The following is a 20712-nucleotide window of genomic DNA, read 5'->3' on the forward strand; positions in this document are numbered from 1 at the left end:
CAAGGCATCACTCGCTGTTCGTTCAGCGCATTGCTTCGAAGAAGTTCCTGAGCAGCGCGGAAGCTTCACTTTCGCACAGGCCCTCGTAGATTTCGGGCGCGTGGTGACACGTGGGTTGGCTGAAAAAGTGCGGCCCGTGAATAACGCCGCCTCCCTTTTCGTCGCCTGCGGCGAAGTATAGCCGGCGAATCCGCGCGAAAGAGATTGCGCCCGCACACATGGCGCAAGGCTCGAGCGTGACATACATATCGGCACCGGTCAGGCGCTCGGCTTCTTCGGTTTTGCAGGCCGCGCGGATCGCCAGGATCTCGGCGTGGGCGGTTGGGTCGTTATGCTCGCGGGTGCGATTGCCCGCCTGCGCCACAAGTGTTCCGTCGCGCACCACCGCCGCGCCTACAGGCACTTCGCCGCGTGCGGCCGCGGCGCGCGCTTCTTGGAGCGCGACATCCATGAAACTCCGGTAGTGACTTGGCTGTTGCCGGTGCAATCTTTTCTCTCGCAAGCGTACTTCAGAGTTGATAACTAGCGGCGTTGAAAGGCAATAGCCACCATGAAGAGCAAGAAGAACAACCAGCGCCCGAAGAATGCCGGCGGGCGCGGGCCGAAGAATCCGGCGGGCGCCAAAACCTCATCGACCCCCACTCAGGCGAGCGAAGGCGGCGAGCGCATAGCCAAGCGCCTGGCGCGGGCGGGCATTGCCTCGCGGCGTGACGCCGAAGCCATGATCGAGGCCGGGCGCGTGGCCGTGAACGGCAACGTCCTGAAGACGCCCGCCTTCAACGTGCGCTCCGCGGATCGTATTGCGGTCGATGGAAAACCTATCCCCGAGATCGAAAGAACCCGCCTCTTCCTCTTTCACAAACCGGCTGGTGTGGTCACCACGACACGCGATCCGGAGGGGCGCAAAACCATTTTCGACATCCTGCCCAGCTCCTTGCCGCGCCTCATCAGCGTGGGCAGGCTCGATATCAATACCGAGGGGCTTGTTCTTCTCACCAATGACGGCGGACTGGCGCGGATCCTGGAGCTTCCCTCCACGGGTTGGCTGCGGCGCTATCGCGTGCGCGTTCATGGTCATGTCGATCCGGTGAAACTGGGCGAGTTGGAGGAAGGGATTGCCGTCGACGGCGTGTTTTACGGTGCTATAGAGGCCACGCTGGACCGCAAGCAGGGGTCGAATGCCTGGCTTACCCTCGGCTTGCGCGAAGGCAAGAACCGAGAAGTCAAAAACATCCTCGGGGCGTTGGGCCTCGAAGTCACTCGTCTCATTCGCGTCTCCTACGGCCCGTTTCAGCTCGGAGAGCTGGCGGAAGGGGCGGTGCAGGAAATCAAGGGCCGTATGCTGCGCGATCAGCTCGGGCAGCGACTCGTCGAGGCGGCCGGCGCCAATTTCGATGCGCCGATCACAACGCCCTTTGCCAACAAACCGATCCGAGCGGACACGCAGAGAAAAGCAGAGCGCGATCCGGAAGGCGAAGACAAGCGGAAGCCGCTCAACCGCAAAAGGCAACGTGAGGAAAAGCGCGAGGAAGTGCGCGACCGGCTGCAGACGAAGCCAGGCACCCGCCAAGGCGATGGCAAGGGGCCGTCACGCCCCGTGCAACGCCGCTCACGCGCCTCCAATGTCTGGATGGCGCCGGGCGCCCGGCCGGTCGGAAAGAAACGGGCCGAAGAGGAAACGCGTCCCGCGGATGAAAAAACTGCGCCTAAACGGTCTTTCGCGGGGAAAGACCGAAAACCCCGCGAGGAAAACCGCAAAGGCGCTGCAGAGCGGCGACCGGGCCGTGGAAAAATTCATCGCCCAGGAAGCGGCCCGAAGAGGTCGTGACGATGCGGGTCGTCGGCGGCAGATTTCGCGGCAGGCATCTTTCTTCCCCGCGCTCGGACGCGATCCGTCCCACGACCGACCGCGCCCGCGAAGCGCTGTTCAACATTCTGGAGCATGGCTATCCGGGGGCGATCGAAGGGGCGCGGGTGCTCGATCTTTTTGCCGGCAGCGGTGCGCTCGGCATTGAGGCGGTTTCGCGTGGAGCAGACTATTGTCTTTTCGTGGAACAGTCAGCCGCGGCGCGCGCTTTGGTGCGCGAGAACGTGGAAAGTCTTGGCCTTGGAGGCTGTACCCGCATGTTTCGCCGCGACGCCACACGACTCGGGCCCATCGGGACGATGCGGCCCTTCACGCTCGTCTTTGCTGATCCGCCCTACAGGGGTGGCCTGGGCGAGAAAGCGTTAGAGGCGGCGCTTGCCGGCGGCTGGCTGGCGCCCAAGGTTCTCATAGTGGTCGAAGAGGCTGCCGATACGCCATTCGAGCCGCCGGAGGGTATCCGGCTAATCGAGCGGCGGGACTATACCGGGTCTACGTTGAGCTTTGGCGAGATTGCCTGAGTTTGGCCATCCTTGCCGGCCAATGACTTTTTAACGCCGCGGCCCTAACAATCGCGGTATTCCTTTGAGCCGACACGAGGACAATCTCGATGAAATTTCTCTCCTTGGTCACCGCGCTCTGCCTATTTGTCGGGGCGGCCCATGCGCAGGACACCGCCCAGCAGGAAACGGCAAATATGGAAGTGGAGACTTTCATGCTCGATAACGGGCTGGAGGTCGTCGTCATTCCGCAAAGGCGTGTCCCCGTCGTCACGCACATGCTGTGGTACAAGGTCGGCAGCGCCGATGAGGCGCCAGGACACTCCGGGATCGCGCATCTTTTCGAGCATCTGATGTTCAAAGGCACATCCAACAACGGACCGGGTGTCTTCGATGCCGCGGTGAAATCGGTGGGCGGAGAGCAGAATGCCTTCACCAGCTATGACTTCACCGCTTATTACCAACAGGTGCCACCGGACGCACTGGAAGACATGATGCGGCTCGAAGCCGATCGGATGCGCAATCTTGTGCTCACCGACGAGGTGATCGAGACCGAGCGCCAGGTGGTCATAGAAGAGCGCCTGATGCGGGTCGACAACCGCCCCTCCGGCATACTGCGTGAGGCGATTAACGCCGCTCTGTACCGCAACAGCCCGTATGGCCGGCCGGTGATCGGTTGGATGCATGAAATCGAGGCACTGACCCGCGAGCAACTGATCGCGTTTTACGACCGGTATTACCGGCCCAATAATGCGGTGTTGGTCGTGGCTGGTGACGTTGACGTAGAATCAGTGCGCGAACTGGCAGAGAAAACCTACGGCCAATTGGAAACCGGCCCGGAATTGCCGCCGCGCGAACGGCCGACCGAGCCGCCAGCACGGCCGGAGCGTGAAGTGAGATTGCATGACCCGCGCGCAAACCTGCCGAGCTTTACGCTGAACTGGTTCACTCCCGCCTATTTCTCCGAACAGCGAGAGACCGCGGACGCCCTCCTTGTACTATCGGAAATTCTCGGTGGTGGCGAGCGCAGCCGGCTGCACCAAGCGCTTGTCGTGGAGCAGCGGATCGCTTCCGCGGCGGGCGCGTTCATGGACGTCAACCGTCTCGATTACGCGCAGTTCGGCGTCTATGCGCAACCTATCGAGACCAGGGAACTCGACGCGGTCGAGCAAGCGGTGAACGAAGAACTTCAGAAAGTAATCGAGAACGGCATCTCCGAAAGCGAATTGGAAACGGCGAAGAAAGTTCTGGCCAGCCGCCTCATCTTTAGCCAGGAAAACCAGATGTCGCGGGCGCGTGAATACGGCACCATGCTGATGACGGGCGGTACGGTCGAGGATTTCGGTAAGACTCGAGAGCGCATCGAAGCCGTTACCGTCGACGATATTCGCGAGGCAGCGCAGAATTACCTGACCACGCAGCGCAGCGCTGCCGGCTATCTTCTGCCGGAACCGCCACAGGAGGAGGATCCGGCATGAAAGGATATAGATCGATGAAGCTTCAGTCGCTTTCCCATCACGCGGCGTCGAGCATAGCGCTGCTTGCTCTCGCGCTTTCCGCGTTCGTCTTGCCTGCCCATGCGGAACTCGACATTGCCGAGGTTACGTCCGAGCGAGACGTTACCGCATGGCTGGTCGAGGATCCGACCGATCCGATGGTGGTCATCTCCTTCGCTTTTCTGGGCGGCACCAGCCAGGACCCCGAAGGCAAGGAGGGAATGACCGATCTGATGACCTCGCTCCTCAATGAAGGGGCCGGGGATTTGGACTCCTCGGCGTTTCAGCAACGCTTTTACGAGACAGGCGCCGATCTTTCCTTTCGATCAAGCCGGGAGTTGGTGGCAGGCACCATACGCATGCTGGCGGACGAAACGGAGGAACCGCTGGAACTTCTAAAGCTCGCTTTGACCGAACCCCGATTCGACGAAGCGCCCTTCACGCGGGAGCAGTCGGTGGCAATTTCCCGGGTCAGGGCAGAGGCGAATGACCCGGACGATCAAGGCCAGCGTGCGCTGATGGCCGCTCTTTATGGCGATCATCCACTCGGCCGCCAGGCGACCGTCGAGTCGCTGCAAGAGATCACGCGCGATGACCTCGCATCGCTCCACGAAAAGACTTTTGCCCGCTCGGACCTGTTTATCGGCGCCGTCGGCAACATTGATCAAGAGAGGCTAGCCACGATTCTGGACGAGGTTTTCGGCGATCTTCCGGCCGAAGCCGACCCGGCCGACGTCCCTCCACCCGATATAAATTTCGGTAAAAAAGTGGTCCAGACCTATGACAGGCCGCAATCCTCCATACAGATGGTATATCCCGCCGTCGGAGCTAAAGACGCGGAAATCTACACCGCCAGTCTGATTGCCGAGATGCTGGGCGGCAGCGGTCTCGTATCCCGCCTCTTCGAGGCATTGCGCGAGGAACGGGGGCTAACCTACAGCGCCGGAGCATATCTCGACAGCGCGCCGGAATGGGGCGACCTGACGGTTAATTTTTCCACCCGTGGCGACCAGACCGAACAGGCCATCGACGCAGCGCAGCAGGTGATCGAGGAATTCGCGACCGACGGGCCCAGCCAAGAGGAGTTGGATGGCGCCAAGCAATATTCCATCGGCTCCTATGCTATCAGCCAGCTCAGTTCCACAAGCGCCATCGCACGCACGCTGGTCGGGTTGCAGAGGCTTGGCCGTGGGCGCGACTATCTAGAACGTCGCGTTGAACTCTTTGATGCTGTCACCGTTGAAGACGTGCAGGATCTCGCCCGCCAGATGTTTTCAGTGGAACCGACAACGCTCATCGTCGGCCCCGTCGAGGACGGCGATCAGTAAGGCGGGTGGCTGCGGGTATAATGTGGGAAACATGATGGCTGACAGCAAACCGGCGGCGGAGGCGACGGCAGGTCCCGGGCCGCGCTCCGAACCCAGCTTTGCGATCGCCCTAGGCGGTGGTGGTGCACGGGGATTGGCGCACATTCACGTCATCGAGACCCTGGACGAACTTGGTATTCGTCCGACGGTTATCTCCGGCTCCTCGATCGGGGCGATCATGGGGGCAGGCATGGCCGCGGGAATGCGCGGCTCTGAAATACGTGAACATGCGCGTGCGGTGCTGGCAAGCCGGGCGGAGGTGGCCGCCCGCGTTTGGCGCGCGCGTCCGGCGAAGTTTTCGGAAATGATGGAAGGCGGCCTGCGTTTGGGCCAATTCAACGCCGACCGCATTCTGAGGGCCTTCCTGCCGCAGGAGATCCCCGGCACATTCGAGGAACTGAAGATCCCACTGCGCGTCACTGCGACCGACTATTACGGTCACTGTCTGGCCGTCTTCGACAAGGGTGAATTGCGCTCAGCACTGGCGGCCTCAGCTGCCTTGCCCTCGATTTTCCGCCCGATCGAGCGGGATGGCATGACCCTGATCGATGGCGGTATTTACAATCCCGTTCCCTTCGACATTCTTGAAGGTGAGGCCGACATCCTGATAGCGGTCGACGTGGTCGGGGTCCCGACGGTCCGCTCGCCGAAACTCCCCAGCACGGTCGAGATGATGTTCGGCGCCACGCAGCTCATGATGCAGTCGATCATCTCCATGAAACTGGAAAAGAAGCGTCCGGACATTCTGCTACGGCCGTCGATAGCGGGTTTTCGCGTGCTCGACTTCATGAAGATCGACGCCATCATGGCGGAGACGGAGTCGATAAAGGACGAGTTGAAACGCTCGGTCGAATCCATTCTCGAGCGGCATGTGGCCTGACTGGATCAGCTTTCGGCGTCTTCCGTCGCGCGGTTAAGCCGCCTTGCTTCGCGAGCAGGCTTGACAAGCGGTTCCGGCGTCACTGGGCGCACATGCATCTTGTCCTGCCCAGCATACCAGCCGTCAACCGCCTGCAGGGCCAGGCGCTCCTCGTCACGCTTACGCACATCGTCTGCCACGGCGCGGGCCAGATCCTCGTCGGCCCCAAGGGCCTCCAGCGATTTTCGCCCGAACATCAGCGCCGACTCGACGGTTTCGCGTATCTCGTAGTCGACGCCCCGAGTCCTGAGCGACAGTGTATGTGCACGGTCGTAGGAGCGTACGTATAGCTTTACTTGCGGATATTCAGACCGGATCAAATCGACAATGGCGTCAGTGGTCCTTTGATCGTTCGTGCATAGGGCGACAAGTCTCGCGCGGCGAATTCCGGCTGCCTCCAGCACATCCTTGCGGCGACCGTCCCCGAAATAGATGCGGAAGCCGAATTTCTCGACCGCACGCACCCGCGTCGCCGAGTGATCGATGATCGTCACGTCGCTGCCGCCGGCCAGCAGGATCTGTGATGCGACCTGGCCGAAACGGGAAAAGCCGATCATCAGCACATCCGCACCGGCCCCGTCGAAGCTTTCATCCATCTCGTCCGGCTCTTCTGCGCTCGTGAGATATGTGCCCAGCCGCACGGAGAGCGGAGTCGCCGCCATTGAAAGCGTGACGACGGCCGTCAGCAGCGACGCCGTTGCAGCAGGAAAAATGAGCGCGGCCGAGGCGGCAGTGAAAAGCACAAAGCCGAACTCGCCGCCCTGCGGCAGCAGTGCGGCCACACGAACCGCATCATCATGCTCGGTGCTGAACAGCCTGCAGAGGCCGTATAAAACAAGCGCCTTGACCAGCATCAGAACCGGCACTGCAGCCAGAACTATGACCCAGCTCTCGATAACCACATCGAGATTGAGCGACAGGCCAATGGCCATGAAGAAAAGCCCCAGAAGAACGCCCCGGAATGGCTCGATGTCGGCGGTCAATTCATGCCGGAACGAGGAATCGGCCAGCAGAACACCGGCGACGAAGGCGCCAAGGGCCATGGAAAGCCCGGCGATCTGGAGCAACGTCGCCGATCCCAAGACCACCAGCAGCGCGGCTGCGACCATAGCCTCCCGCGCTCCCGTGCTGGCAATGATGCGAAAGAGCGGATTGAGCAGATAGCGGCCGGCGGCGATCAGCGCCACGATACACGCTAGCGCGATTGCAAAGTCCGCGCCGCTGAAGGCGTCTGCCCCCTCGCCTCCCGGCGAAAGCAATGGGACCACGACAAGGAACGGAGCGATCGCCAGATCCTGAAAAAGCAGCACCGAGAAGGCAGTCTGCCCAAAGCGCTGGTTGAGCGAGCCTTGTTCCTCCAACGTCTGCACGGCAAAGGCCGTGGATGAAAGCGCCAAACCAAATCCTGCCACCACGGCGGCGGAGGCCGAGAAACCGAGTGCGAAATAGCCGATAAGAGCCAGGACGGCACCGGTAACCGTCACCTGGACCAAGCCGAGCCCGAAAATATCTCGTCGCATGGCCCACAGCCGGGAGGGATTGAGCTCCAATCCTATGATGAATAGCAGCAGGACGACACCCAACTCGGCAACATGCAGAAGCTCTTCTCCATCGGCAATCAGCCGCGCAACGGGACCGATTGCAACGCCAGCGGCGAGATAACCAAGGATCGTGCCGAGCCCCAATTTTTTGAACAGGGGCACCGCGATAACAGCGCCAGCCAGCAGGAGCAGCGGCTCATAGTAGATGCCGTTGGTTACCGCTTCCATCGCATTCCTCGCTCAAGTTCCGGTTAACGCTGCTTCGCTGCCATTGCGCTACAATCCCTCGAGTCATAAATGGTTGTGATATCGATGTCTTGCCGACTCCACCACCTCCGCCAGATTATCCGTGGGTGACACGGACGCGACAACAACCGACCACAGGCCCATAGGAACACAATGTCCGACCAGCAGAAACTACTCGATCGCGTTGCAGCACTGGTGGAGGCGGCAAAAAAGGCCGGCGCCGATGCAGCGGACGCGGTGGTGATCCGTTCCCGCTCCAATAGCGCGTCGGTGCGTCTCGGCAAAGTCGAGGCGACCGAATCCGCCGAGAGCGACGACATGTCCTTGCGTGTCTTTGTCGGTGCGCGCGTGTCGAGCGTTTCGGCGACGGTCGGCTCCGATCCGGTGGCCCTGGCCGAGCGGGCGGTCGCCATGGCCCGGGTTTCTCCAGAAGATCCCCACCAGGGGCTAGCGGATACGAACCGCCTGGCGCAGGAATTTCCCGACCTTGATCTGATCGACAAAACGGAGGTCTCGCCGGATCGCTTGAAGGAGGACGCGCTTGCGGCGGAAGAAGCAGCGATGACGGTCGCCGGTGTCACCAATTCCAGCGGGGCGACGGCAAGCGCCGGATCCGGAGGCCTGGTGCTGGCGACGTCTCACGGATTCGTTGGGCAATATGCAGTAACACGGTTTTCCCGTTCGGTAAGTGTCATCGCCGGAGAGGGAACAAAGATGGAGCGCGACTACGATTATTCCTCGCGGTTGCACTTCAGCGATCTCGAAGCACCGGAAAAGATCGGGCGGACGGCCGGCGAACGCGCCGTCCGGCGTATCAATCCCCGCCGCGTAAAGACCGGCGTCTTCCCCGTCGTCTACGATCCGCGGGTGGCACGCAGTATTGCTGGTCACATCGCATCGGCAATCAACGGAGCTTCCGTCGCACGCAAGACAAGCTTTTTGCGCGACATGATGGGCCAAAGGATCGCTGCCGAAGGCGTAGTCGTAACCGACAACCCCTTTCTGCAGCGCGGCCTGAGCTCCCGACCGTTCGACGGCGAAGGTGTCGCGGGCGAGCCGATCACGCCGGTCGAGCAAGGCATTCTGAAGCACTGGCTTCTCTCCTCTTCCGTCGCGCGGGAGCTCGGGCTAGAGACAAACGGGCGGGGCTCGCGCTCCTCATCCTCGGTCAACCCGTCGGCGACGAACTTCGCCATCGAGCCGGGGAGAACGTCTGCGGAAGAGCTGTTAAAGTCGGTGAAATCCGGGTTTTATGTGACAGAGGTTTTCGGCCAGGGCGTGAACATGATTACCGGCGAATACAGCCGCGGCGCATCCGGCTTCTGGATCGAGAATGGCGAGCTCGCTTATCCCGTTTCCGAGATCACCATCGCCTCGAACCTGAAGCAGATGTTCCTGAACATGACCGCGGCCGACGATCTCGACCGAAATTTCGCCACTGCGGCACCGACCTTGCTCATCGAAGGGATAACCATTGCCGGTGAGTGACCCCGTTCAAACTCATGCGCCGGAGGAAGATCTCGCGTTTATCGAGGATGCAGCCCGCGAGGCCGGCCGCGTCGCGATGCGCTACTTCCGTCGCGACCCAGAAGTCTGGTGGAAGGAAGGCGCCTCCCCGGTCAGCCAGGCCGATCTCGAGGTTGACCAGTTCCTGCGCGAACATCTGCTCCAGGCCCGCCCCAGCTACGGCTGGCTATCGGAAGAAACAGCGGACAACAAGGAGCGGCTGCTCGCACCACGCACTTTTGTGGTCGATCCAATCGATGGCACGCGCGCCTTTATCGATGGACGTGAGGTGTGGTGTGTCAGCGTTGCCGTTGTGGAGAACGGACGAGCGATTGCCGGAGTTCTGGACTGCCCGGCCAGCGACGAGTTCTTCAGTGCGGCCCGGGGCGGCGGTGCACATCGTAATGGGGAGCCGATCCGGGTGAAGAATGCCGGCCGCGATCTGGCGCTCGCGGGGCCAAAAAATATGATGAACCGATTGCCGCCGGCGCTTTATGCCCGCGTTTCGCCGCATCCCTATGTACCCTCGCTTGCTTATAGAATCGGCCTGGTGGCGAGCGGAATGCTGGATGCGACCTTCATCAAACCTGCATCCCATGACTGGGATCTGGCCGCGGCAGATGTGATCCTGAGTGAAGCAGGGGGAAGTATCGTAGACGGCAAGCACCGGCGTCCACAGTATGCCGGACCCAATCCACAGCTCGGTGCGCTTGCAGCTGGCAGCGGCGATCTGCTGCGGATCATGTCCGGTGTGGTTGGAAAACTCCAGGGGTGACGCGGGCCAGACGGTGCGCTATGGGCAGATGCGGTCGTGCAAATCACTGCGGGGCGATTTCATTTAGGTCGATCAAGGACTTCCCGTACCGGCACCGACTAGAACATTTTCGAGCGGATGGGCAGAGCAATGGGTGAGGAAACCGGAAACACGCAGCTTCTCCACCTCGTCTTCGGTGGTGAGCTGAAATCATTGTCGGGAACTGAGTTCCGCGATCTCGACGCACTGGACATCGTCGGCATCTACGGGGACTACAAGTCCGCCGAGACCGCCTGGAAGGCAAAGGCGCAGCAAACGGTCGACAACGCGCATATGCGCTATTTCATCGTTCACCTGCACCGTCTCCTGGATCCGGCCGCGACCGGCGGAGCGAAGCAGGATTGAACGCATGCCGAACAAGACAGCCATGTCTTCGGCGCCGGTCGAGGCGCGCTCGCGTGTGCGCGGCGGAGCGCGACCTATGAAGAGCTTCTGGCGGCGTATCCGCGAGCCGCTGGCAGAGTCGCCTACGCTCAAGAATATCATCGCCTCGTTTATCGCGGCGGCCGTCCGTTTCGTCGTGCGCACGAACCCCACTGTCGAAGGTTCACACGATGCGGAGAGAAAGGTGGCGGGCAACGCGCCCATGATCTTCGCCATGTGGCATGGCCAGCACCTGCTGGCGCCTGCGTTATACCCGCGTGACAATCCCGTCGTGGCCCTGTTCTCCCGAAGCGCGGACGCGGAGCTGAATGCCCTAGTAGCCGAGAAGATGGGTATTGCCATCGTACGCGGATCCGGTGGACGCGGAGGCGTACAGAGCGTCAAGAAGGGGGGCGCATCGGCGCTCATTCAACTTAAACGCCACATCGATTCAGGCTTCAACGTTGCAATGATTGCAGACGTTTCCCACGGCAAGGCGCGCGAGGCGGGCCTCGGTATCGTTACCCTTGCTCGGCTCTCCGGACGCCCGGTTGTGCCGGTAGCGGTTGCGACCAGCAGGCGAAAGGTTCTCGAAGGAACCTGGGACAAGACCACGATCAATCTTCCTTTCGGCCGCAGCGCCATCATTTTCGGCGACCCGATCTATGTCGACGCCGAAGCTGACGACGAAAGAATGGAGCAGAAGCGCCGGCAGATCACCGATGCGCTCAACAGCGCCACCCATGATGCCTATCAGCTTATCGACGGTGGCCAATGAGCGAACGCTGGGCGCGCGCCATTCTCACCACTTACCGATGGGCAGGCGCCGCCGCCTACCCGCTGGTCGGCAGCTATATCGGCTGGCGTGTCAGCAAGGGAAAGGAAGACCGACTGCGGCGGCACGAGCGCTATGGCCGCACCAGTCATCCGCGTCCCGACGGGCCGCTCGTGTGGGTTCATGCGGCTAGTGTTGGCGAGACCGTCGCCGTCTCCAATCTCATCGAGAATCTGCTGGCCAGCGAGATCAACATTGTGCTGACGACTGGCACGGTCACTTCGGCAAAGCTCGTCTCGGAGCGGCTGGGCCAGCGTGTCATTCATCAATATGTGCCGCTCGATCTCAAGCCGGCCATCAGTCGCTTTCTCAATCATTGGCAGCCGGATCTCGCCATCATGGCCGAGTCGGAAATCTGGCCTATGACGATCCTGGAACTCGGCGCGCGTCGCGTGCCGCAGGTTCTGGTAAACGGCCGCATGTCCGACCGCTCCTACGCACGATGGCGCAAGCGCCTCTTTTTCGCCGAAGCGCTTTTCGAGAACCTGGCCCATGTGATTGCCCAATCGGAAACCGATGGAGAGCGTTTTCACGCGTTAGGGGCCCGCCCCGTCACCGTTTCCGGCAATCTGAAGGCAGACACCCAGCTCCCGCCGGTTGCCCCGGAAGTGCTTTCGAATATGCAAGCCGCCATCGGAGCCCGCAAGACCTGGGCGGCCGTATCCACCCATGAGGGGGAAGAGCAGATCGCGGCCGAACTGCACAAGCTGCTGCGCAGGCACCATCCGGGCCTCTTGACGATCATAGTGCCTCGCCACCCCGAGCGCGCGCTGACGTTGAAGGAGGCGTTCGCCGCACAAGGCCTCAATGTCGTGTCCAGAAGCAGTAGCGCCCCCATCGGGCCCGAAACGGATATCCTGCTTGGGGATACAATCGGCGAGATGGGACTTTATCTGCGGTTGACCGAAATCGCCTTTGTGGGAAATTCGCTGACTGGCCAAGGCGGGGGGCATAATCCGCTTGAGCCGGCTATGCTCGACACAGCAGTGCTTTCCGGCGAAAATGTGCAAAACTTTCGAGACGCATTTAGCTGCCTCGTCGCAAGCGGCGGCACGAAGCTGGTCAATGACAGCCGTATGCTTGGCGGCGCGGTGAACTTCCTGCTGAAGAACGACGACGTGCGCCACAGAATGATGGCGGCCGGGCGCTCTACGGTGGAGGGCATGTCCGGCGCGCTCAGCCGCACACTGACCGCGCTGGAGCCGTTCATTCATCCACTCATCGTCAAAAGCCGTCTCAACGGCGGCGGCGGCGGTTCGGAGTGAGTAATGGCGGCAAGTGAAGCACCACCCTTCTGGTGGAAGCAAGCCGACTGGCGGCCTTGGGCGCTGTGGCCGCTCTCTGCTGTTTATGGATTGGTCGCGTCCGCACGCATGGCGGGCGCGAAACGCCAGCACGTTTCGGCTGCCGTCCTCTGCGTGGGTAACCTGACGGTTGGCGGGGAAGGAAAGACCCCGATCGCAATCGCGCTGGCGAAGGAGGCTAAGCGGCAAAAGCGCCGCGTCGGCTTTCTCTCACGCGGTTATGGCGGCCATTCGGGCGGCCCGCATCTCGTCGACCGGAAGCACGACACGCCACGCCATGTTGGTGACGAACCAATGCTCCTGGCGCGCCATGCGCCGACGGTGGTCTCGCCCGACCGGGTCGCCGGCGCGCGAAAGCTCATTGCCGAAGGGTGCGACTTCATCATCATGGATGATGGTTTTCAGAGCGCGCGTCTGCGGATGGATTACGCGCTGATCGTCGTTGACGCGCGGCGCGGGCTCGGAAACGGGCATGTCATTCCGGGCGGCCCACTGCGCGCGCCACTGATCGATCAACTGCGTTACGCTAATGGGATCGTGACCATGGGCGATGGCCAGGCAGCGATGGATGTGGTGCGCAGGGCGGCTCGCGCCGGGAGGTCCGTCTTCAGCGCCCACCTGAAGCCGAAGGGGACCCGGGCATTGAAAGGCGCGCGCGTACTCGCCTTCGCGGGAATCGGTAACCCCGACAAGTTTTACGATACCTTGCGGATGATCGGCGCCGAGGTGGTGGCCACGCGCTCCTTTCCCGACCACTATCCCTACAGCGAGGACGACGTGGCCGAGCTGTCAGCGCAAGCCGAGGCGGAGAGGCTGCAACTCGTGACCACGGAGAAGGATCTCGTGCGCCTCCACCACGGGCACGGCCCCGTCCGCGATTTTGCAGCGACCGTTCGGCTGTTGCCGGTGGAAGCGGTATTCGAAAGCTCGGGAATGCCTGAGCGCATCGTTGCAGAAACGGTGACCGCCTGGCGCGAGCGCAGCTTGTAGCGATAGAGCTTCGCGTCTCGCACCTATTTCCTGATTCGGCTGAAATCCGCGAATGCGGCCTCGAAGCGCTCCGCCATCCATGATGCAGCCGGCCCAAAGGGCTTATCGTCCCGTCGGATGGCAAACATAGAGTAGTTCGAGGGCGGATAAGGCTCCAGTGAAAGGGCGACGAGGCGGCCGCTTTCGAGTTCGTCGTGGATCAGCCAGACCGGCAGCCCGCCCCAGCCGAGCCCGGCGGAAATAAGTGCGTGCTTCGTGGCGAGATCGCTGACGCGCCAGGTGTTGAGCGCATATACATGAAAGTCTCTCCCGTCGGTCCATCGGCTCAGGTCGCTGATGACCACCTGTGGATATTCGCGCAGAACCGCCTTGGGAACAGGTGCATCAGCCCGTGCAAGTGGGTGGGAGGGAGCCGCGACAGGCGAAATCTGGTTTCCACCCACAAGATGGCTGACAAGTTCGGGAAGGGAAGACATTGCCTCGCCGACAATGCCGATATTTGCCTCGCCACGCATCACGACATCGGCGGCCGCGCCAAGGGCGCCGGTGTAGAGACGCACGCCCACGGTAGGGTACGCGGTGCGAAAGCTTTCAAGGACAACCGTTAGCACCGGCATCGGGACCAGCACGTCTACCGCAAGCCGGACCTCGCCTTCAAGCCCCTGTGCAAGTCCGTGGGCACGGGCACGGAGCATTTGCAGTCCGGCTATCATGCGGCGCGCGTCTTGTAGCAGGCTGGCGCCGGATTCCGTCAGCCGCGGCTGTCGCGTGCCGGTGCGCTCAAAGAGCTGTAGCCCAAGCTGTGCTTCGAGGTTTGAAACCCCGTAGCTGATTACGGACTGTGCCCGGTTGAGCTTGCGGGCGGCTGCCGAGAAGCCGCCCTCCTCTACCACCGCTAGAAAGATCTCGAGTTGGTCGAGCGTGGGATGAGCTTCCATCCTTATCCAATCAAGTTTTCCGATAAGTATCTCCTATATTTTACCTGTTTTTCTGATTGGAATTTATTGGCAGGTTCCAACGCGACACGCAACACAGCATTTCCAAGGAGACCCTACAATGGAATCGATCCTGCTTGTAACATCCAGCCCCCGCGGCGAGGCATCGCACTCGACACGGGTTGCCGCGCAACTGGCCCGGAACCTAGCCGCTGCCGACCCGTCGGCTCAGATCGTGCACCGTGATCTCGTCCGCGATCCACTCGAGCATATCGGGCCGGACTTCGTCGGCGGGATTCATCTGCCGGAGGAGCACCGCACAGAGGAGCAGGCGCGCGCCGTCGCTCCTTCCGACGCGGTGGTGGAGGAGGTATTTGCCGCGGACGCGATCGTCATCGCGACAGGATTCATCAATTTCAGCATCAGCTCGACCCTGAAGGCCTGGCTCGATCACCTGCTGCGCGCAGGCATCACCTTCCGCTACACGGAAGATGGTCCGGAGGGCCTGATCCGTGGCAAGAAGGTCTATATCGTGCTTGCTTCAGGCGGTGTCTACTCGCGCGGTTCCGCCGCGCAATTCGACCATGCCATCCCCTATCTAAAGACTGCACTTTCGTTCGTCGGATTGACCGACGTGGAAATCGTTCGTGTCGAGGGGGTAGGCATGGGTGCCGAAGCCGAGCAGTTCGCCCTGGCGCAGGCCGAAAACCGTATTGTGGCGCTTAGCGCGTGAAGAGGCGGCTAGGGACTCTGGGCAGGCCGCATTAGCGCGGCTTGCCCAGCTGCGGGTTGATCTCCAGTTCCCGCTCGAGGGAGGCTTCAACGTTGCGATAAGGCTCCTGGCGCGCGACGCTCCAGTATTTCAGGTCCTCGAGCGGTATCGGCTCGCCGGTGACGGCGCAGCGCACAAAGGCGCCGGGGGCCAACACCTGGAAATCGCCATCCAAATACCGAATTTTCGCTTCCCGGCCCCCCGGGCCTTCAAAACGGTTCATGCCAGTCGCCTCTGTTCAGAGCGTTTGCGCCATATTTCTTCCGGCTCGTCAAGCCGCCTAGCCCGACATGCCGTCCAAAACCATCCTCCCAGCCAGCATATAGTTTTATTGGCTGGCGCCTCCAACCATTCTGGGCCGCCGCGTCCTTTAAACTGGCGCCAGCTCATGCCGTCTTGCGTCCCCTCAGCCGCGTGGCATGGATGGCATCCATGAGCCACTCGGCACAAATTCGATTGCGCCCGGTGCGTTTGGCTTCGTAAAGCGCCCGGTCCGCGCGCTCAAGTGCGCCCAGGAGTGGCTCGCCCGCACCGATGCGTGCCAGCCCGAAGCTACCTGTAACCGGACCGACGGCGGCGACTTCGCGAAATCTGGTGTTTTCCAGGATCTTGCGCAGACGCTCGGAAAACGCCAGCGCCTCGTCCTCTGTCACGTCGCACAGGATCAGCACGAACTCCTCACCGCCGATGCGGGCCACCACATCGGTTTTCCGCATGTTGCGGCGGAGGATGTCGGCAAAAGCCGAGAGCACCAGGTCACCGGTGGGATGGCCGTAGCTGTCGTTGATAGCCTTGAATTTGTCGAGGTCGCAGATTGCCAGAAAGCGCGCCTCGCGAGCGCGGGCAAGCCGCGAATACGAGCGCTCCAAACCGCGACGGTTCAGCAACCCCGTCAGTGGGTCGATATCGCGCTCCTGATGCAGTTTGGCAACGTGATCGACGAACAGGATGAACAGAAGACCGAGGCCGCCGGCAGCACCGAGGACGGAACTCGACAGAACGACTGTCTGCCAGAAGTCGGTACGGCCAAACTCCGGCGCCGTGGTAACACGCGAGACCGAATTGATCGTCAGCAGGGTACGCGGCGCAAAATGGAGGCCGAAGGCGGCCATGAGGAAAAACAGCGCCTTGTCCGTCCACGCCCCGCGCAGCAGGAAACGCGCGAGCCAGCAGGTGTGCAGGAAAATCAGTCCGAGTCCGAAATTGAGAATGTAGATGCGCGCGATGAGATCGCGGTCGATATAATAGAAATACCAGAGCCCGCCGACGATGCCCGCGAGATAAAGAACCGCCATCCCGGCAGGCATGCGCGTGCCGGAGCGTTCAAGAATTCCGTTGCAAACGAGCAGGACACCGGCGGTGTAGAGAAAACCGGAGATAACAGCTCCAAGGCCGACACTCTGCGGCACGCCACCTACCTGCTGCAGCATCCCCAGCCCAAGCGAGGCGAAACCGGCACCAAGCGTGAGGATGAAGCGACGTTTCCGCTCCAAGGCCCAAAGACCGAGAAAGGCAGATGCAAAAAGCAGAAGCAATATGGCAGGAACGAACTTCATGAACGACGCCCCGCACAAGTAAGGGGTTTTGACGATTTCACGTTCTGCTTGTGTCTCTAGCGGGTCTATCCATTACTGGCTAGATGCGGAGCCGTTCCCCCGTACGTATTGCTTTATCGTCAGCGTCGCCCGAACAGCCGCTCGATGTCGGCCAGCTTAAGCTCAATGTAGGTAGGCCGGCCGTGGTTGCACGTTCCAGAGCCGGGCGTCGCCTCCATCTGGCGCAGTAGAGCGTTCATTTCCTCCGCCTTCAACCTGCGACCGGCGCGCACCGAGCCATGGCAGGCCATGGTCGCCGCAATGCGGTCAACCCGCTCCTTGAGACTGGTAGTAGTGTCGTTCTCGGCGATTTCGTCGGCCAGATCGCGCACGAGCGCGGCGGCATCCACTTCACCCAGCATGGCCGGAGTCTCCCGAACCGCGACGGCACCCGGCCCGAAACGCTCAAGCCGCAAGCCGAGTCGCGCCAGAAACTCCGCGTGCGCGTCGAGCCGCTCCGCATCCTCTTCCGGCACATCTATGATCTCCGGCATGAGCAGCCCCTGCGAAGGAAGGGGGCGCGAATGGATCGCCTGTTTCAGCGCTTCGTAGACAAGGCGCTCATGGGCGGCGTGCTGATCGACGATGACGAGCGAATCCTCGGTCTGCGAGACGATATAGTTTTCGTGCACCTGCGCGCGTGCTGCGCCGAGCGGGCTCCGGGCAAAAACAGGTTCCGGCTCGATCTCTCCCGCGCGTGCATCCGCGCTGATCGCCACTCCGATATCGAACCCGGCTTGCTCGGGTTCGGTGAAACCGCCGTTCGTCGGGGCTACCGTCTCAAGTGGACGGCTAGGGGATTCATTTAAATCCCAGTTGCGGTTTGGCCTTGTATCAGTGAAAGGGTGATGCTCATTGCCCGAGCCCCGGCCCTGAGGTGCCCGGAAGGCGTCCAGCATCGCCGCAGCCCCGCTGGTGGATGAGCGTACTCCACTGGCTTCAAGCGCCTGCCGGATCGCTCCGACAATGAGACCACGCACCAAACCGGGATCACGGAAGCGCACATCCGCCTTCGCCGGGTGCACATTCACATCGACAAGCGCGGGGTCCAGATTGAGAAAAAGCGCGGTCACCGCATGCCGGTCGCGCGGCAGGACATCCATATAGGCGCCGCGGATTGCGCCGGCGATCAGCTTGTCGCGCACCGGCCGGCCATTGACATAGGCAAACTGATTGAGCGCGTTGCCGCGCGTGAAGGACGGGATCGAGACATAGCCGGTCAGGCTGACACCCTCGCGCTCGGCCTCAATCGGCAGCGCGTTCTCCGGGAACTCCTTGCCCATCACCTGGCCCAAGCGGCGCAGCAGCCCATCGCCGTCCTCCGGCACGGCGGCGAGGTCGAGCGTTGCGCGATCCGTGCCTGAAAGGGCAAAGCGCACGGCGGGGAAGGCCAGGGAAATCCGCTTGATCACGTCGGTGATGGCGGTGCCTTCCGCTCGCGCGCTCTTGACGAATTTCAGCCGCGCCGGTGTGGAGAAAAAAAGGTCGCGTACCTCGACCGTCGTGCCGCGGTTGGCCGCCACCGGTTTGACCGGGCCGACGTGCCCGCCCTCGACCGTCACTTCCGTGCCGCTGTCACCGTCCGGCGTGCGCGAGCGCAGGCTGAGGCGGGCGACCGAGCCGATGGAGGGCAGCGCCTCGCCGCGAAAACCGAGTGAACGGATGTCGTGAATATCCTCCGACAGCTTCGATGTGCAGTGACGAGACACAGCTAGCGGCAATTCCTCGGCGGAGATGCCGCTGCCATCGTCGATCACGCGGATAAGCGACAATCCGCCGCCCGCCGTTGCCACCTCGACCCGTCTTGCTCCGGCATCCAGCGCGTTTTCGACCAGTTCCTTGACGACGCTCGCCGGCCGTTCGATGACCTCGCCGGCGGCAATCTGGTTGATGACGGTGTCGGAGAGCTGACGAATGGACATGTCGCCATCATAGGCGGATTCGCAACGTGTGCGAAGGCACGGACTAGGTGTTCTCAAGGCTATCCACGCCCGCGATAAGGGGGCATGCCTATATCCGGCAGCCATGCGCCTTTGGGCCGATCGCCGGTCGTCCAGAAAACATCACCGGAATGCCACCGCGCGACTACCAACAGTCCCTATCCTGAGCCACAGCGGCTTTGTCGCCTCGACAATCCGCCGGGCGATCATGTGTGTGTTTGAACCAATTGGGTCAGCGTTTTTGCATCCGTCATGGGGTATCCTTAGATGGTCCGTAGCTGTGGCATATGGCCGGCCGAGCTTGTGCCATTAAAACGTCCCTATTGTCGCATGACAGCGAATTGCTGCGCAGGCAATTTGACCGCCCCGCCGGAAAGGTTCAAAACCTGACCGAGATAACAAAAAGGCATCAGGAAGAATGAACATGCAGGACAAACCCGCTGCCGCAGCCGCGTCCTTCAAATGGGATGACCCGTTTCTTTTCGAAGACCAGCTTTCCGAAGAGGAGCGGATGATCCGCGATGCGGCGGCAAGCTTCGCCGCCGACAAGCTCGCCCCCCGCATCGAGCACGCCTATATGAATGAGGAAAGCGATCCGGAAATCTTCCGCGAGATGGGCGAGTCCGGCCTGCTCGGCGTCACAATTCCGGAGGAATATGGCGGCGTTGGCGCCGGGTATGTGTCTTATGGCCTGGTTGCCCGCGAGGTCGAGCGCATCGATTCCGGCTATCGCTCCATGATGAGCGTGCAGTCCTCCCTCGTCATGTACCCGATCCATGCCTATGGCTCCGAGGAGCAGCGCAAGAAATATCTGCCCAAGCTCGCGAGCGGCGAGTGGATCGGCTGCTTCGGCCTGACGGAGCCGGATGCGGGCTCCGATCCCGGCGGCATGAAGACCCGCGCGGAGAAGATTGACGGTGGCTATCGGCTCACCGGCTCCAAGATGTGGATCTCCAACTCGCCCATCGCCGATGTCTTCGTCGTCTGGGCGAAGTCCGCCGCCCATGACAACAAGATTCGCGGCTTCGTGCTGGAAAAGGGCATGAAGGGCCTCTCCGCTCCGAAAATCGGCGGCAAGCTTTCGCTGCGCGCTTCGATCACCGGCGAGATCGTCATGGACGGTGTTGAGGTCTCCGAGGACGCGCTTCTGCCCAATGTTTCCGGGCTGAAAGGGCCTTTCGGCTGCCTCAACCGCGCCCGTTACGGCATCTCCTGGGGCGTCATGGGCGCGGCGGAGGATTGCTGGTTCCGCGCCCGCAATTACGGCCTGGATCGCAAGCAGTTCGACCGGCCGCTCGCCCAGACCCAGCTTTTCCAGAAAAAACTCGCCGACATGCAGACGGAGATCGCGCTGGGACTTCAGGGGAGCCTGCGCGTCGGCCGCCTGTTCGACGAAGGGAAGATGGCCCCGGAGATGATCTCGCTCGTCAAGCGCAATAATTGCGGCAAGGCTCTTGATATCGCCCGGCAGGCACGCGACATGCACGGCGGCAACGGTATCCAGATAGAATATCACGTGATGCGCCACGCGCAGAACCTGGAGACCGTGAATACCTATGAGGGTACGCATGACGTGCATGCGCTGATCCTCGGAAGGGCGCAGACCGGGCTGCAGGCGTTTTTCTAAGGCAGGCCAATTTGGATGGTGCTGGGCCCCCTCTCTTGCAAATTCCAAGGGCTTGGCTGCGCCAACCCAAGAATTTGCTTTCTCCGCCGCCAAGGGGG

Annotated in this window: 19 protein-coding genes and 1 pseudogene; 13 read left to right on the plus strand and 7 right to left on the minus strand. The window is 61.7% G+C overall.

Annotated features, from left to right (window positions below):
* Window positions 1–22 precede the first annotated feature (22 nt).
* Complete coding sequence (locus LY631_RS17880; protein ID WP_338000445.1) at window positions 23–451, minus strand: nucleoside deaminase; 429 nt, start codon at window positions 449–451, stop codon at window positions 23–25.
* A gap of 99 nt (window positions 452–550) precedes the next feature.
* Here LY631_RS17880 and LY631_RS17885 point away from each other — a divergent pair, with 99 nt between their 5' ends.
* The 5 genes from LY631_RS17885 (at window position 551) to LY631_RS17905 (ending at window position 6107) form a co-directional block, all read left to right on the plus strand.
* Window positions 551–1828: a pseudouridine synthase gene (locus tag LY631_RS17885; protein WP_445082905.1), complete on the plus strand. Its 1278-nt coding sequence runs from the start codon at window positions 551–553 to the stop codon at window positions 1826–1828.
* Between the two features lie 2 nt (window positions 1829–1830).
* A complete protein-coding gene (gene rsmD / locus LY631_RS17890; protein WP_274427044.1) occupies window positions 1831–2385 on the plus strand; it encodes a 16S rRNA (guanine(966)-N(2))-methyltransferase RsmD in 555 nt (184 codons plus the stop codon).
* A gap of 89 nt (window positions 2386–2474) precedes the next feature.
* Window positions 2475–3842 carry a M16 family metallopeptidase gene (locus LY631_RS17895; protein WP_274426958.1) on the plus strand — a complete coding sequence of 456 codons (1368 nt, stop codon included), beginning with the start codon at window positions 2475–2477 and terminating at the stop codon, window positions 3840–3842.
* Complete coding sequence (locus LY631_RS17900) at window positions 3839–5188, plus strand: M16 family metallopeptidase (RefSeq protein WP_274426959.1); 1350 nt, start codon at window positions 3839–3841, stop codon at window positions 5186–5188. Before LY631_RS17895 ends, LY631_RS17900 begins: the two co-directional genes overlap by 4 nt.
* 34 nt (window positions 5189–5222) lie before the next feature.
* Window positions 5223–6107 carry a patatin-like phospholipase family protein gene (locus LY631_RS17905; protein WP_274426960.1) on the plus strand — a complete coding sequence of 295 codons (885 nt, stop codon included), beginning with the start codon at window positions 5223–5225 and terminating at the stop codon, window positions 6105–6107.
* A gap of 5 nt (window positions 6108–6112) precedes the next feature.
* On the opposite strand, the gene LY631_RS17910 is transcribed toward LY631_RS17905, so the two are convergent.
* Window positions 6113–7915, minus strand: a complete 1803-nt coding sequence (locus LY631_RS17910) for a monovalent cation:proton antiporter-2 (CPA2) family protein (RefSeq protein WP_274426961.1) — start codon at window positions 7913–7915, stop codon at window positions 6113–6115.
* Window positions 7916–8086: 171 nt separating this feature from the next.
* Here LY631_RS17910 and LY631_RS17915 point away from each other — a divergent pair, with 171 nt between their 5' ends.
* The 6 genes from LY631_RS17915 to lpxK all read left to right on the plus strand — a co-directional run bounded on the left by LY631_RS17915 (window position 8087) and on the right by lpxK (window position 13745).
* A complete protein-coding gene (locus LY631_RS17915; protein WP_274426962.1) occupies window positions 8087–9421 on the plus strand; it encodes a TldD/PmbA family protein in 1335 nt (444 codons plus the stop codon).
* On the plus strand, window positions 9408–10214 hold the full coding sequence (locus tag LY631_RS17920; protein WP_274426963.1) for a 3'(2'),5'-bisphosphate nucleotidase CysQ: 807 nt from the start codon (window positions 9408–9410) through the stop codon (window positions 10212–10214). The genes LY631_RS17915 and LY631_RS17920 overlap by 14 nt, the downstream gene beginning before the upstream one ends.
* A 129-nt stretch (window positions 10215–10343) precedes the next feature.
* Window positions 10344–10598 carry a DUF4170 domain-containing protein gene (locus LY631_RS17925; RefSeq protein WP_274426964.1) on the plus strand — a complete coding sequence of 85 codons (255 nt, stop codon included), beginning with the start codon at window positions 10344–10346 and terminating at the stop codon, window positions 10596–10598.
* Between the two features lie 4 nt (window positions 10599–10602).
* Window positions 10603–11394, plus strand: coding sequence for a lysophospholipid acyltransferase family protein (locus tag LY631_RS17930; protein ID WP_274426965.1), 792 nt, complete (start codon window positions 10603–10605; stop codon window positions 11392–11394).
* Window positions 11391–12716 carry a lipid IV(A) 3-deoxy-D-manno-octulosonic acid transferase gene (gene waaA, locus LY631_RS17935; RefSeq protein WP_274426966.1) on the plus strand — a complete coding sequence of 442 codons (1326 nt, stop codon included), beginning with the start codon at window positions 11391–11393 and terminating at the stop codon, window positions 12714–12716. Before LY631_RS17930 ends, waaA begins: the two co-directional genes overlap by 4 nt.
* A 3-nt stretch (window positions 12717–12719) precedes the next feature.
* Window positions 12720–13745 (plus strand): tetraacyldisaccharide 4'-kinase, encoded by a 1026-nt coding sequence (gene lpxK / locus LY631_RS17940; protein WP_274426967.1) that lies wholly within the window; start codon window positions 12720–12722, stop codon window positions 13743–13745.
* A 23-nt stretch (window positions 13746–13768) separates the two neighbouring features.
* Here the strand turns inward: lpxK and LY631_RS17945 are convergent, their stop codons facing one another.
* Complete coding sequence (locus LY631_RS17945) at window positions 13769–14683, minus strand: LysR family transcriptional regulator (protein WP_274426968.1); 915 nt, start codon at window positions 14681–14683, stop codon at window positions 13769–13771.
* A 118-nt stretch (window positions 14684–14801) separates the two neighbouring features.
* Between LY631_RS17945 and LY631_RS17950 the strand changes: the two genes are divergently transcribed.
* Window positions 14802–15413, plus strand: coding sequence for an FMN-dependent NADH-azoreductase (locus tag LY631_RS17950; protein ID WP_274426969.1), 612 nt, complete (start codon window positions 14802–14804; stop codon window positions 15411–15413).
* A gap of 31 nt (window positions 15414–15444) precedes the next feature.
* Here LY631_RS17950 and LY631_RS17955 read toward each other — a convergent pair whose 3' ends face one another.
* From LY631_RS17955 to LY631_RS17970, 4 genes and pseudogenes are all read right to left on the minus strand, one after another.
* The gene (locus LY631_RS17955) at window positions 15445–15675 is read right to left on the minus strand and encodes a DUF2093 domain-containing protein (protein WP_274426970.1); all 231 of its coding nucleotides are present in this window, start codon (window positions 15673–15675) and stop codon (window positions 15445–15447) included.
* 163 nt (window positions 15676–15838) lie between these two features.
* Window positions 15839–17008, minus strand: coding sequence for a GGDEF domain-containing protein (locus LY631_RS17960; RefSeq protein WP_274426971.1), 1170 nt, complete (start codon window positions 17006–17008; stop codon window positions 15839–15841).
* Window positions 17009–17127: 119 nt separating this feature from the next.
* Complete coding sequence (gene mutL / locus LY631_RS17965; protein WP_274426972.1) at window positions 17128–18969, minus strand: DNA mismatch repair endonuclease MutL; 1842 nt, start codon at window positions 18967–18969, stop codon at window positions 17128–17130.
* Window positions 18970–19028: 59 nt separating this feature from the next.
* A pseudogene (locus tag LY631_RS17970) lies at window positions 19029–19203 on the minus strand (preQ(1) synthase); the annotation flags it as partial.
* Between the two features lie 208 nt (window positions 19204–19411).
* Here LY631_RS17970 and LY631_RS17975 point away from each other — a divergent pair.
* The gene (locus LY631_RS17975) at window positions 19412–20614 is read left to right on the plus strand and encodes an acyl-CoA dehydrogenase (protein WP_274426973.1); all 1203 of its coding nucleotides are present in this window, start codon (window positions 19412–19414) and stop codon (window positions 20612–20614) included.
* The last annotated feature ends 98 nt before the right edge of the window (window positions 20615–20712 follow it).

This window comes from Chelativorans sp. YIM 93263, assembly GCF_028767125.1.
GTDB lineage: Bacteria > Pseudomonadota > Alphaproteobacteria > Rhizobiales > Rhizobiaceae > Chelativorans.

Excerpts from the sequence above, each read along its gene's own strand:
- LY631_RS17880 (WP_338000445.1), bottom strand. The coding sequence starts at position 451 with ATGGATGTCGCGCTCCAAGAAGCGCGCGCCGCGGCCGCACGCGGCGAA.
- LY631_RS17885 (WP_445082905.1), top strand. The coding sequence starts at position 551 with ATGAAGAGCAAGAAGAACAACCAGCGCCCGAAGAATGCCGGCGGGCGC.
- rsmD (WP_274427044.1), top strand. The coding sequence starts at position 1,831 with ATGCGGGTCGTCGGCGGCAGATTTCGCGGCAGGCATCTTTCTTCCCCG.
- LY631_RS17895 (WP_274426958.1), top strand. The coding sequence starts at position 2,475 with ATGAAATTTCTCTCCTTGGTCACCGCGCTCTGCCTATTTGTCGGGGCG.
- LY631_RS17900 (WP_274426959.1), top strand. The coding sequence starts at position 3,839 with ATGAAAGGATATAGATCGATGAAGCTTCAGTCGCTTTCCCATCACGCG.
- LY631_RS17905 (WP_274426960.1), top strand. The coding sequence starts at position 5,223 with ATGGCTGACAGCAAACCGGCGGCGGAGGCGACGGCAGGTCCCGGGCCG.
- LY631_RS17910 (WP_274426961.1), bottom strand. The coding sequence starts at position 7,915 with ATGGAAGCGGTAACCAACGGCATCTACTATGAGCCGCTGCTCCTGCTG.
- LY631_RS17915 (WP_274426962.1), top strand. The coding sequence starts at position 8,087 with ATGTCCGACCAGCAGAAACTACTCGATCGCGTTGCAGCACTGGTGGAG.
- LY631_RS17925 (WP_274426964.1), top strand. The coding sequence starts at position 10,344 with ATGGGTGAGGAAACCGGAAACACGCAGCTTCTCCACCTCGTCTTCGGT.
- LY631_RS17930 (WP_274426965.1), top strand. The coding sequence starts at position 10,603 with ATGCCGAACAAGACAGCCATGTCTTCGGCGCCGGTCGAGGCGCGCTCG.
- waaA (WP_274426966.1), top strand. The coding sequence starts at position 11,391 with ATGAGCGAACGCTGGGCGCGCGCCATTCTCACCACTTACCGATGGGCA.
- lpxK (WP_274426967.1), top strand. The coding sequence starts at position 12,720 with ATGGCGGCAAGTGAAGCACCACCCTTCTGGTGGAAGCAAGCCGACTGG.
- LY631_RS17945 (WP_274426968.1), bottom strand. The coding sequence starts at position 14,683 with ATGGAAGCTCATCCCACGCTCGACCAACTCGAGATCTTTCTAGCGGTG.
- LY631_RS17950 (WP_274426969.1), top strand. The coding sequence starts at position 14,802 with ATGGAATCGATCCTGCTTGTAACATCCAGCCCCCGCGGCGAGGCATCG.
- LY631_RS17955 (WP_274426970.1), bottom strand. The coding sequence starts at position 15,675 with ATGAACCGTTTTGAAGGCCCGGGGGGCCGGGAAGCGAAAATTCGGTAT.
- LY631_RS17960 (WP_274426971.1), bottom strand. The coding sequence starts at position 17,008 with ATGAAGTTCGTTCCTGCCATATTGCTTCTGCTTTTTGCATCTGCCTTT.
- mutL (WP_274426972.1), bottom strand. The coding sequence starts at position 18,969 with ATGTCCATTCGTCAGCTCTCCGACACCGTCATCAACCAGATTGCCGCC.
- LY631_RS17975 (WP_274426973.1), top strand. The coding sequence starts at position 19,412 with ATGCAGGACAAACCCGCTGCCGCAGCCGCGTCCTTCAAATGGGATGAC.